Here is an 11291-nt window from a genome sequence, read left to right as displayed (position 1 = left end):
TGGCAGCGTCATTGCGTCCTCAAGACAACTTGGGCGCAGTGGCGATCGCATGGTCGATCACGTTCAACGCGGCATCGCGCTCGGCACCGGCCACCACCAGGCGCGGTGCACGCACCTGCTCGCTGCCCATACCGACCTTTGCCTGCACCAGTTTGATCAGCTGCACGAAGGTGGGCACGGTATCCAGACGCAGCAGCGGCAGGAACCAGTGGTAAAGCTCCTTGGCCGCCGGGTAACCGCCGTCACGCGCCAGTTCGAACAGGCGCACCGACTCTTTCGGATACGCATTGACCAGGCCAGCGATCCAGCCCTTGGCGCCCATGCTCAGGCCCTCGACGATGGCATCGTCCATGCCGACCAGCAGCGCCAGGCGATCACCCAGCAATTCCTGCAGCGCGGCGAAGCGGCGCACATCGCCGGAAGATTCCTTCACTGCCTGCAGGTTCGGGAATTCGCCAGCCAGCTCGGCGATCTGCGCCGGGCCGAAGTCGGTCTTGTACGCAACCGGGTTGTTGTACAGGATCACCGGCAGATCGGTGGCGGCGATCACTGCGCGCACATGCGCGCCCATCTCGCGCCAGTCGGTGGAATACACGTACGGCGGCAGCACCATCAAGCCACCGCAGCCGATCTGCTTGGCCGCCTTGGCCAGCGCCACTGCTTCGCCGGTGGCGAGGCTGGCGATACCCGGCACCACCGGCACGCGGCCGTTCAGGGCGGTGACCAGCGTGCGCAGGATCGCCAGCTTGTCTTCCACGCTCAAGGTGGCGGCTTCGCCCAACGAGCCCAGCGGCACGATCGCGGTGCAGCCGGCATCCACCAACTGATTGGCGTGCTTGCCGAGAAAGTCGTGATCGATCTCACCGGAGGCGGTGAACGGGGTGGTGATGGCTGGCAACACGCCGTGCCAGAACGCAGCAATGCTCATGGATGATTCCCTTGCGAGTCGGAAGTGAACGAGTCGGCCAGCGCCGCGAGGCGGACCGGGAACAACGGCGGCCGGCGGCCGGCGTCGGTGGAAAGATCGGGCGGGCAACGCCCCAGTTCGGCCAGCGCGCTGCCGCAGATGCGGCCCTGGCAGGCGCCCATGCCGCAGCGCGACGCGAGCTTGGCATCGCGTGCATCGTTGAAGCTGTCCAGCGCGCCCAGCGGCACGTCTTCGCAGCGGCAGACCAGCGTGTCCGCTTGCGCCAGCGTGCGGATGCGCGGGTCCAGCGCAAATTGCTGCTGCAGCAGATCGGCAAACGCACGCGCAGCATGACGCCGTGGCTGCAGGCGCAGCGCCGCGTCAGGCGCGTCGGCGGCCATATGCCCGGCCATCGCACCTTCAATCAATGCGCAATCGCGACCGCCGATGCCGCAGGCTTCGCCGGCGGCAAATATCTGGGTGACACTGGTACGTAGCAGCGCATCCACCTGCACCTGCTGGTGCGCACCGTATGCCTGCAGCTGGCAACCCAGCAATTGCGCAAGCTCGGTGTTGGGCACCAGGCCATAGCCCACCGCCAATTGATCGCAGGCAATCCGCATGCGCCCGGTGGGACCTTCGAGTTCGACTTCGCGCAGCTGCGTGTCGCCATGCGCGGCAATCACAACGCTGCCGGGGCGATACGTCACTGCACGCAGCTGCAGGCGCAACGTCGCGGCCTGCGCGGCTTTACCAGGCCAGCGCCACAATTGCAGCGCGAACTTGCGCAACGCCGCTGCCGAGGTTTGTTCGTGGATGCCGAGCACCCGTGCGCCATGCCGTTGCAAGGTCGCCGCACTGGCCAACAGCAAGGGGCCACTGCCGGCCACCAGCACACGCTTGCCGCTGAGCGGCCACCCCTGCTTCGCAAGCGCCTGCGCCGCGCCGGCACCGGTGACGCCAGGCAAGGTCCATCCTGGAAACGGCAGCAGCAATTCGCGCGCACCAGTGGCCAGCACCAACGCGGCGTAATGCAGTTGCAGCGTGCCGTCCGGACCATCCGCCAGGAGCCAGCCCGGTTGCGCTAGCAGAATTTGCGTGCGCATCAACACCGTGATCGCTGCGTTGCCCGCCACCTGCTGCAACAGCGCGCGCGCATCGGCTGGCGCACCGTGTTGCACGTCGCTGCGCCATACCTGACCGCCGGCACGCGGCTGCATGTCCACGATGCCCACGCGGACACCTTGGCTGGCCGCCGCCTGCGCCGCTGCCAGCCCGGCCGGGCCGGCACCGATCACCAGGACATCGAAATGCAGCACGCGCTCAACCATCGGTACGCACCTGCATGCCATCGCGCGCGTCCACCAGGCACGCGCGTTGCTGACCGACACCATCGATGCGCACGCGACATTCGAAACACACGCCCATGCCGCATAACGGCGCGCGCGCTTGTCCACTACTCGATTGCCGAAACTGCAGCGTGGCCAGCGCCACGGCCGCCGCCACACTGGCACCGGCCGGCACCTCGACCAACTGCGCATCCACGTGCAGACGCACCGTCGCGCTCATGCGGGCGCACCTTGCATGGCACGCGCCGGTGCATACGGCGCCGGGTCGATGGCCGGGGTGCGCCCGAGCAGGCTATCCACGATCACCCGCGCGCTCCCCAGCGCGGTGGTAACCCCTAGCCCCTCGTGACCGGCAGCCACCCACACATCGTGCCGTCCGGGCACCGCCCCTAAATACGGGCGCCCGTCTGGCGTGGCGGGACGCAAACCGGTCCATACGCGAATCGCCTGCAGCTCGCGCAGCACCGGCAGGTACGCGAACGCGCGTTGCAACATCCGCTGCAGCACCGGCATCGACAAGGTGCGATCGTGCTCGCCGAACTGGCGCGACGAGCCGATCAGAATCTGCCCGGTGGGCCGTGGCTGCACATTGAAGGCCACGCTGGTGTCGTCGGCACCATGCGCCGAATCCGCATAGCCCAATTCCAGCAACTGATGCCGGATCAATCCAGGATGTCGGTCGGTGATCACCAGGTGCCCTTTGCGCGGGCGCACGGCCAGCTCAGGCAGCAACTGCGGCAGGGCCACACCGCTGGCAACCAACACCGGCCCCGAGAGCACCTGCCCATCGTCCAGACGCACCGCACGCTCCTGCAGCTGCGCCACGCGACGGCCGGCAAACAGCCGCGCGCCAGACTTGCCGGCCAGGCTCACCAAATGCCGCGCTACCCGCGGCGGGTACACCACCGCTTCATCGGGCACGCGCATGCCACCAGCCAGGCCTGGTACCAGCTGTGGTTCCAGCGCGTACAGTTGCGCCGCATCGATCGCTTCGGCATGCAGGCCGGCGGTTGCCAAGCGCGCGATCTTGGCCGGCACCGCCGCCAGTTCGCGCGCATCGCGGGCCACCCACAGCGTGCCGCAGCGACTGAATTCCGCTTCGCTCAGCGTGGCGAAGCGCTCCCACAGACGCAGCGAATACGCCGACAACGCGAGCTCGGCCGGGTCGTCGTCCATCGCCACCAAGTGCCCCATCGCCGCTGCGGTGGAGCCACCGCCGATCGGCCCCGGCTCGACGATTGCCACGCGCAAGCCCTCACCCGCCGCGGCTTCGGCGCAGGCTGCGCCCACAATGCCGGCGCCGATCACGATCAGGTCGTAACTGCGTCGCGTGGACGCGGCAGACGTTGCGAAGCCGGATTCGGCGTCGGCACCCAAGCCATGCGCCGATGCCGAATCAGGCAGCGCCGTAGACGTTTTTGCAATTGCAGCCGCCACCGCATCGACCGACGGCGTGGCCGACGCAACCACCAGCGCGGGCCACACTCCTTCCATCAGGGCACGATGCCCCAGGCGAAGGGGTCGGCCGGGTCGATCACCAGTTGCGAGCGTGCCGTGATGTACGCCTGCCCGCTGATGCGCGGGGCAATGCCGCGCCCGCTCAGGCGATAACTGCCTTCGAAGGCGCTGCCCAGGATGCCTTGCTGCACCCAGCGCTCGCCTTCGCCCAGCTTGCCGTCGGCCGCCAGACACGCCAGCTTGGCGCTGGTGCCGGTGCCGCACGGCGAGCGGTCATAGGCCAAGCCCGGGCACAGCACGAAATTGCGGGCCACACCGCTGCCGTCAGGCGCGGCGCCATTGACTTCGATATGGTCGATCTCGCCACCGGCCTCGCCAGTGAGACCGGCCGCCTCCAGGGCCAGCCGGATGGCTTCGGTATAGGCAGTCAGCTCGCGCTGATGCGCAAGATCCAGCGCACACGGCGCTTGTTCGGTGATGAAGAACCAGTTGCCGCCCCAGGCCACGTCGCCACGCACCTGGCCATGCCCCGGCACCTCGACCTCCACGCCGCTGGCAAAGCGATAGCTCTCGACATTATCCACCGACACCGTGCCGTCCTCGGCCAGCGCCACCCCGACCGTACCCACCGGCGTCTCGATCCGGTGCTGGCCCGGCGCGATGCGCCCCAGCTCGGCCAGGGTGCGTACCACCCCGATGGTGCCGTGCCCGCACATGCCCAGATAGCCCACGTTATTGAAGAAGATCACCCCGGTGCAGGCGCTCGGGTCGCGCGGCGGCAGCAAGAGGGCGCCCACCATGGTGTCCGACCCACGCGGTTCGCAGGCGATGGCGCTGCGCCAATGGTCGAACCCGCTGCGGAAGCGCTCACGGCACTGCGCCAGGTCGCCATCGCCCAGGTCGGGGAAGCCGGAAAGGACCACGCGGGTAGGCTCGCCGGCTGTATGGGAGTCGATGACGTCGATGGTGTGCATGCCCCATGCTCCCACTGCCGGCCTGCGGACGACTAGCGTCCAATGCGAATTGGAAATGCGGAAATCTGCACAATGGCCAACCCGAATCACGGCCGCGCGTTTGCGCTAGGATCATCGCTGGGTTGCACATTCGTGCAGCCGTCTAATCGTGACCGCTACCATGACCCTGATGGACCTCAACCTGCCCGCCCTGGAAATGCAGACGCTGTTCGACGCACTGCCGGATGTGGTGTTCTTCATCAAGGACAGTGAGGGCCGCTACACCCACTGCAACCTGACCCTGGTGCGCCGGCTGGGGCGCAAGCTGCGCAGCGAGATCATCGGCCGTTCGCCGCTGGAAGTGTTCCCCTTGCCGCTGGGCGGCAGCTACATGATGCAGGACCGCCGCGTGCTATGCGGCGAGCTCATCGATAACCAGCTCGAAGTGCACCTGTATCCCAATCGCCTGCCGGGCTGGTGCCTGACCTTCAAACGCCCGCTATGCGAGGCCAATGAGGTGATCGGCGTGGTCGGCATCTCGCGCGATTTGGGCCAGCCCGACAGCCGTCACTCCGCCTACGAACGCTTGAGCCAGGTGATGGAACATATGCAGGCCAACTTCGGCGACAACCTGCGCGTGCAAAGCCTTGCCGACCTGGCCGGACTGTCGGTGGCGCAGCTGGAACGCCACTTCCGCCGCGTATTTCAGGTCACTCCGCAGCAACTGTTGACCAAGTTGCGCATCGAATCGGCGATGCGGCTGTTGTACGGCGACGACAGCATCGCCAGTATCGGTCAACGCTGCGGCTTTGCTGACCAGAGCGCCTTTGCGCGTCAGTTCAAGGCCACCGTCGGCATGACGCCACGCGATTACCGCGCGCTCAAAGGTCAGTTATAGGCGCAGAAGTCCGCATTGACACATCGCCGGCAAAAATGCCGAATTCGGCAGGATTCGCCTGGCGCTGGCGACCGCAGCTGAGTTGCTACGCAAGTGGCGCTGCGGTCCATGCAATGCACTCACACAACGTACTGCGCTGAAGGGCGCGTCAAGGCGTCAGAAGGCCCGGATGATAGAATTTCCGGTTTCCCCTACCGCGTTGCCAATGGCCAGCTTTTTTCGCCGCAACAAGCCAACCACGCCCGACAGCTCGGCTACCTCGCGTACCTCGCGTACCTCGCGCTACAGCCTGGAAGAACTGGCAGCCGCATTCCCTACCGCACCGTCTGCCGCCCCCCCGGCATCGCCGGTCGAGGCCATGCCCAATGCCGAAACAGGCATAGACACAGCCGCAGCGCCGGTTGTCGCTCCAGCCACTCCCGCTGCGGCGCGTATTGCTCCTGCAGCACCTGCATCGGTCGCTGCGCCGCCACCTGCCGCCACGCCTGCCGACCAGCTTGCGCAGGAGATCGCTGCACGCACAGGCCAAGCGCAGAGCATTGCTGCCGTTCCGAGCACACCTGCAGCCCCGGCGGCGCCTGCGCCGACCGCATTGCAGGCGCTACCCGACCCGATTCCCGCCAGCGCGCCAAGCGCGCAGGTCACTGTGGTGGTGCCGCCGGTGGTGGTACAGCCACAGACCACACCGACGCCGCCTGACGCGGCGCCTGCACAGCCGGTAACGCCGCCGCAAAGCGCGGCGCCCGCCGTGGTTGCACCGCCGGTCACCACGCCCGTGGTCGTCGTTCCGCCGTCCGCAACGCCTGCACCTGCCGCCGCTGTACCTACCGCAGCTCCAATTGCTGCGACTCCGGCAAGTGCCGCACCGACGGTCACCGCGCAGGCCAGCGTCAGCGCACCGCTGCCGACCACCCAGGACAGCGACAACATCGTCGGCCAGCGCGACGCGCTGCCTGCCGCACCGGCCGGCAAACCGGGCTGGCGCGAACGGCTGCGCAACAGCACCTTCGCCCGCAGCTTCGGCGGCCTGTTCTCGCGCAACCCCAAGCTCGACGACGACCTACTGGATGAAATCGAAACCGCGCTGATCACCGCCGACGTCGGCATCGGCGCCACCACCGCCTTGATCGAAGGCCTGCGCAAGCGCATGAAATCGCGCGAATTCGTCGATGCACAGGCGATGTTCCAGGCCCTGCGCACCGATCTCATCGCGCTGCTGCAGCCGGTCTCCAAGCCGCTGGTCATCGACCGTTCGCTCAAGCCGTTCGTGGTGCTCACCGTCGGCGTCAACGGCGTCGGCAAGACCACCACCATCGGCAAGCTGGCCAAGCGTTTCAAGGATGAGGGCAATAGCCTGATGCTGGCTGCCGGCGACACCTTCCGCGCCGCCGCCGTCGCGCAACTGCAGGCCTGGGGCGATCGCAATGGCGTGGCGGTGATCGCGCAAGGGCAGAACGCCGATGCCGCTTCGGTGGCGTTCGACGCCTTGCAGGCCGCCAGGGCACGCGGCACCGACGTGTTGATCGCCGACACCGCCGGCCGCCTGCATACCCAGACCGGGCTGATGAACGAGCTGGGCAAAATCCGCCGCGTGCTCGGCAAGATCGACCCCGCCGCGCCGCACGAAGTATTGATGGTCATCGATGGCACCACCGGCCAGAACGCCATTTCGCAGCTGCGTCAGTTCCATGCCGCGGTGGGTGTCACTGGCCTGGTGGTGACCAAGCTCGATGGCACCGCCAAGGGCGGCGTGGTGTTCGCACTGGCCCGCGAGTTCAATATTCCGATCCGCTTTGCCGGCATCGGCGAACGCCCGGAAGATCTGCGCGTGTTTGACCCGGTCGCCTTCGTCGACGCCTTGCTGCCGGAAGCCTTGGGCAGCTGAGTGGCCGACCGCCGGCCTGCAGCCCCTGCAAGCGCGCTGCAGGCCGGCTGCACGGTGCAGCAGGTGTCGTACGGCTGGTCGCATGCCAACCGCGTGCTGGAGTTCGCGCGCCCCATGCCCGCCTCGCTAAGTGCAACGCAGTGCAGCGATGCGGCGGTGTCTTGGTACCACGCACCTCGGGCACCGCATGGGCTGGCGACGAAGGCTTGTTCTGTCAGCAGTGCCGGGTCGGCATGGCGTTTCCACTGCGCTGAGCTCGCCACCGCAACATCACGCTTGTGCCCGGCACCGCCCTCCATTACCGCCAGCAGACCTCATGCCCGCAGATCTCGCCGCTTCATCCGCTGACGCTTTTGTCGCCCCGTTGCTGCACTGGTTCGACGGCCACGGCCGTCACGACCTGCCATGGCAGCATCCACGCGCGCCGTATCGCGTCTGGCTGTCGGAAATCATGCTGCAGCAGACGCAAGTTGCAGTGGTCATTCCCTACTTCAACAAGTTCGTGACGCGCTTCCCTGCGCTGGCCGTTCTGGCTGCGGCCGACAACGACACGGTGATGGCGCACTGGGCCGGGCTGGGCTACTACGCCCGCGCACGCAATCTGCATGCCGCTGCCAAACAATGCCTCGCCCTGCATGGTGGCGAATTGCCGCACGACTTCGATGCATTGCTCGCGCTGCCCGGCATCGGCCGCAGCACCGCCGGTGCGATCCTGAGCCAGGCGTGGAACGACCGCTTCCCCATCATGGATGGCAACGTCAAACGCGTCATGACGCGTTTCCATGGCATTACCGGCTATCCCGGCCTGCCAGCCGTCGAAAAGCAACTGTGGCAGCTGGCGACAACCCATGTCGCGCATGTACCCGACGGCCGCCTGGCCGACTACACCCAGGCGCAGATGGATTTCGGCGCCACCCTGTGCACCCGCGCCAAACCGGCGTGCGTGCTGTGCCCGCTGCAGGATGCCTGCGTCGCCCGCCGCGAGGGCCTGGTGGATGCGCTGCCGACGCCCAAACCGGGCAAGGTCCTGCCCGAGCGCGAAGCGACCGCCCTACTGCTGGAAAACGCCCAAGGCGAGATCCTGCTGCAGCGCCGCCCACCCACCGGCATCTGGGCCTCGCTGTGGACGCTGCCGCAGGCCGACACCGACAGCGGCATGCGCGCCTGGTTCGACAGATCCATCGATGGCAGCTACGAACGCGCCGATGCGATGCCGCCGATCGTGCACACATTCAGCCACTATCGCCTGCATCTGCAGCCCTTGCGCCTACGCAAGGTCGCACTGCGTGCGGCGGTGCGCGACAATGACGATCTGCGTTGGGTCGCCCGCGCCGATCTCGGCGCGCTGGGTTTGCCAGCGCCGATCCGCAAGTTGCTCGACACGCTCTAAGCTCGCCTCAAAGGAATTCGCATGTCCCGCACCGTGTTCTGCCAGTACCAGCAAAGCGACGCCGAAGGGCTGGATTTCGTGCCGTATCCCGGCGAACTCGGCCAGCGCATCTTTGCGCAGATCGGCAAGAGCGCCTGGCAGGCATGGCTGGCGCACCAGACCATGCTGATCAATGAAAACCGGCTATCGCCACGCGATCCCAAGCACCGCGCCTTCCTGGAAGCCGAGCTGCAAAAGTTCCTGTTCGAGCGCAATGCCGACAAACCTGATGGGTATGTGGCACCGCTTGGTGAGGAGTAGGTTGAAAACCAGGATTCGGGATTGAGGCGTTGGGATTCGCACAAACGGTTTCCCACTCCCCGGATACTCCTCTGCGCATATGAACTGATCGACGGACCTGCGACCTGTCGCGCGGATTACCTGCGAAGGTCAGGCCATCGAGAGACGTGTTCGACGTATCGGCGGCGCGCGCTGGCGTTGGCGGCTTCACCAACGGGCTGCGCACCGCATAGTTGATCCAGCAAAGGGCAAATGGGCAGCAGCCTCCACTGCTATGCGCTTCGATCAGGATTGTTCACTGCCTACCGCTGATCCATGCGCTGATCCGACGGACTAAAGAAGTCTTGAAATTCAGCACCAATCGCCATGCGATGCCGCCTGCAGCAGCGGCATCGCACTCTTCAACATGCATGACATCCTCAGCCCACGCCGGTCGGCCCGTCCAGCAACATGCGGATGCGCTTGAGCAATTCCTTTTGCGTGTAGGGCTTGTTGACCACGTCGAATTCCGCCCCGCCCACGTCGGTGCGCTGGATGCTGGCGTCGGCATAACCGGTCGTGAGCAACACCTTGATCCTGGGCAGCAGGCGGCGTGCTTCGCGTGCGAGCACCACGCCGTTCATGCCGCCGGGCATGATCAGGTCGGTGAACAGCGCATCCACGTCCGGATGCTGCTCGAGTAACTCGATCGCCTCGCGCCCACTGGCTGCGGAGAGGATGCGGTAACCGGCGTTTTCCAGGAACATCCTGGCCACCACCGCCACGTCCTGCTTGTCTTCCACCACCAGGATGGTTTCGCTGCCGCCCTTGTCGATGGCACGGCTCTTGACGGCCTGCAGGTCGTTCTCGAACTCGTTGGATGCGGGGAAATACAGCCGCACCGTGGTGCCTTCGCCCACTTCGCTGTAGATGCGCACGGTGCCGCCGGACTGTTTGACGAAGCCGTACACCATCGACAGACCCAGTCCCGTGCCCTGGCCCTCGTCCTTGGTGGTAAAGAACGGCTCCATGACGCGGCTGGTCACCTCCGGCGGCATGCCCGAGCCCGTGTCGCTGACGGCAATGCTCACGTAGCGGCCCGGCGCCAACTGGTGGTGCATGGCCAGATCGTGGCTGGTGATTTCCACGTTCTGGGTCTGCACGGTCACTTCCTTGTGCTCGGACTGCGCCATCGCATCGCGCGCGTTGATCAGCACGTTCAACAGCGCCACTTCGGCCTGGGTGGTGTCGATCTGGCAGTTCCACAGCCCCTCTTCCAGCGACTGCCGCAGGCTGATGCCGCCCCCCAGCGTGCGCTCGGCCATGTTGTTCATGCCCGACACCAGGCCATTGAGATTGACCACCCGACCCCGCAATTTCTGCTTGCGCGAAAACGCCAGCAATTGCTGGGTCAGGGTGGCCGCCTTGGCCGCGGCTGTTGCGGCATGTTCGGCGCTGAAGGCGATGCGTTCGGCATTCCTGGCAGCATCGCCGGAGACCATCATCTGGATCACTTCCAGATGCCCGGACATCACCTGCAGCAGATTGTTGAAATCGTGCGCGATGCCGCCGGTCAACTGCCCCAGCGCTTCCATCTTCTGCGCCTGGCGCAAGGCGTCTTCGGCATCGCGGCGACGGCTCACGTCCAGCTGCGAACCGAAGAAGTAGACCAGGTTGCCTTGCTCGTCGAACACCGGCGAGACGAACAGCGCGTTCCAGAACGACGAACCATCCTTGCGGTAATTCAGCACCTCGGTGGCAAATTCGCGGCGTTGCTCGATGGACTCGCGAACGTCCTGCACGCTGGCCGGATCGGTCTCCGGACCCTGCAGGAAACGGCAGTTGTTGCCGATGATCTCCTCGGCCGAATACCCGGTCATCTCCAGGAACGCCCGGTTGGCGAACACGATCGGATTGTCGGGCAGGTGCGGGTCGGTGACCGTCATCGGCATCCGCGTGGTCTCCACCGCGGCAAAAAAGATATCCGAGCGATGCTTCTCCACAGGCAGGCTGCGAGATTCGCTGATGTGAGGTGCCCGTAGCGCTCCGTTACCGGGATCGTTCAAGTGATGTGCTCCGCGGGGCCATTCCCGTGGCCACAGTCTAGCTGGGCCAGGTGATGCGATTCGTCACATCCATCAGCCTTTTCCCTACGGCCGGGCCCCATTGCAACCCGGCGCGCAGTACGCGGCA

10 protein-coding genes are annotated in these 11291 nt (G+C 66.1%); 4 read left to right on the top strand and 6 right to left on the bottom strand.

From position 1 onward, the window contains the following. Positions 1 to 19 precede the first annotated feature (19 nt). The 5 genes from M0D43_RS19900 to M0D43_RS19880 all read right to left on the bottom strand — a co-directional run bounded on the left by M0D43_RS19900 (position 20) and on the right by M0D43_RS19880 (position 4688). Positions 20 to 928, bottom strand: a complete 909-nt coding sequence (locus M0D43_RS19900; RefSeq protein WP_252162719.1) for a dihydrodipicolinate synthase family protein — start codon at positions 926 to 928, stop codon at positions 20 to 22. Beyond that, positions 925 to 2238, bottom strand: a complete 1314-nt coding sequence (locus M0D43_RS19895; protein ID WP_252162718.1) for an NAD(P)/FAD-dependent oxidoreductase — start codon at positions 2236 to 2238, stop codon at positions 925 to 927. Before M0D43_RS19895 ends, M0D43_RS19900 begins: the two co-directional genes overlap by 4 nt. Next, complete coding sequence (locus tag M0D43_RS19890; protein WP_252162717.1) at positions 2231 to 2476, bottom strand: 2Fe-2S iron-sulfur cluster-binding protein; 246 nt, start codon at positions 2474 to 2476, stop codon at positions 2231 to 2233. The genes M0D43_RS19895 and M0D43_RS19890 overlap by 8 nt, the downstream gene beginning before the upstream one ends. Beyond that, positions 2473 to 3633 (bottom strand): NAD(P)/FAD-dependent oxidoreductase, encoded by a 1161-nt coding sequence (locus tag M0D43_RS19885; RefSeq protein ID WP_425510682.1) that lies wholly within the window; start codon positions 3631 to 3633, stop codon positions 2473 to 2475. The genes M0D43_RS19890 and M0D43_RS19885 overlap by 4 nt, the downstream gene beginning before the upstream one ends. A gap of 116 nt (positions 3634 to 3749) precedes the next feature. Continuing rightward, positions 3750 to 4688, bottom strand: coding sequence for a proline racemase family protein (locus M0D43_RS19880; protein ID WP_252162715.1), 939 nt, complete (start codon positions 4686 to 4688; stop codon positions 3750 to 3752). A gap of 160 nt (positions 4689 to 4848) precedes the next feature. On the opposite strand from M0D43_RS19880, the gene M0D43_RS19875 reads away from it, so the two are divergent. The 4 genes from M0D43_RS19875 to M0D43_RS19860 all read left to right on the top strand — a co-directional run bounded on the left by M0D43_RS19875 (position 4849) and on the right by M0D43_RS19860 (position 9140). Beyond that, positions 4849 to 5565, top strand: coding sequence for an AraC family transcriptional regulator (locus M0D43_RS19875; protein ID WP_007965956.1), 717 nt, complete (start codon positions 4849 to 4851; stop codon positions 5563 to 5565). Between the two features lie 205 nt (positions 5566 to 5770). Then, positions 5771 to 7450 (top strand): signal recognition particle-docking protein FtsY, encoded by a 1680-nt coding sequence (ftsY, locus tag M0D43_RS19870; RefSeq protein WP_260807512.1) that lies wholly within the window; start codon positions 5771 to 5773, stop codon positions 7448 to 7450. Between the two features lie 316 nt (positions 7451 to 7766). Further along, positions 7767 to 8840, top strand: a complete 1074-nt coding sequence (gene mutY, locus M0D43_RS19865) for an A/G-specific adenine glycosylase (RefSeq protein WP_252162714.1) — start codon at positions 7767 to 7769, stop codon at positions 8838 to 8840. Between the two features lie 21 nt (positions 8841 to 8861). After that, positions 8862 to 9140 carry an oxidative damage protection protein gene (locus M0D43_RS19860; RefSeq protein WP_252162713.1) on the top strand — a complete coding sequence of 93 codons (279 nt, stop codon included), beginning with the start codon at positions 8862 to 8864 and terminating at the stop codon, positions 9138 to 9140. A 398-nt stretch (positions 9141 to 9538) separates the two neighbouring features. On the opposite strand, the gene M0D43_RS19855 is transcribed toward M0D43_RS19860, so the two are convergent. Beyond that, positions 9539 to 11164 (bottom strand): hybrid sensor histidine kinase/response regulator, encoded by a 1626-nt coding sequence (locus M0D43_RS19855; RefSeq protein ID WP_252162712.1) that lies wholly within the window; start codon positions 11162 to 11164, stop codon positions 9539 to 9541. Positions 11165 to 11291 lie beyond the last annotated feature (127 nt).

The sequence above is a fragment of the Xanthomonas prunicola genome (assembly GCF_025266575.1).
Taxonomy (GTDB): Bacteria; Pseudomonadota; Gammaproteobacteria; order Xanthomonadales; family Xanthomonadaceae; genus Xanthomonas; species Xanthomonas prunicola.
This window is presented reverse-complemented; position numbering and strand designations above follow the sequence as displayed.

What these genes read in the sequence shown, in the direction of transcription:
- M0D43_RS19875 (WP_007965956.1), top strand. Translation starts at nt 4,849, where the DNA reads ATGACCCTGATGGACCTCAACCTGCCCGCCCTGGAAATGCAGACGCTG.
- ftsY (WP_260807512.1), top strand. Translation starts at nt 5,771, where the DNA reads ATGGCCAGCTTTTTTCGCCGCAACAAGCCAACCACGCCCGACAGCTCG.
- M0D43_RS19890 (WP_252162717.1), bottom strand. Translation starts at nt 2,476, where the DNA reads ATGAGCGCGACGGTGCGTCTGCACGTGGATGCGCAGTTGGTCGAGGTG.
- M0D43_RS19860 (WP_252162713.1), top strand. Translation starts at nt 8,862, where the DNA reads ATGTCCCGCACCGTGTTCTGCCAGTACCAGCAAAGCGACGCCGAAGGG.
- M0D43_RS19895 (WP_252162718.1), bottom strand. Translation starts at nt 2,238, where the DNA reads ATGGTTGAGCGCGTGCTGCATTTCGATGTCCTGGTGATCGGTGCCGGC.
- M0D43_RS19880 (WP_252162715.1), bottom strand. Translation starts at nt 4,688, where the DNA reads ATGCACACCATCGACGTCATCGACTCCCATACAGCCGGCGAGCCTACC.
- mutY (WP_252162714.1), top strand. Translation starts at nt 7,767, where the DNA reads ATGCCCGCAGATCTCGCCGCTTCATCCGCTGACGCTTTTGTCGCCCCG.
- M0D43_RS19900 (WP_252162719.1), bottom strand. Translation starts at nt 928, where the DNA reads ATGAGCATTGCTGCGTTCTGGCACGGCGTGTTGCCAGCCATCACCACC.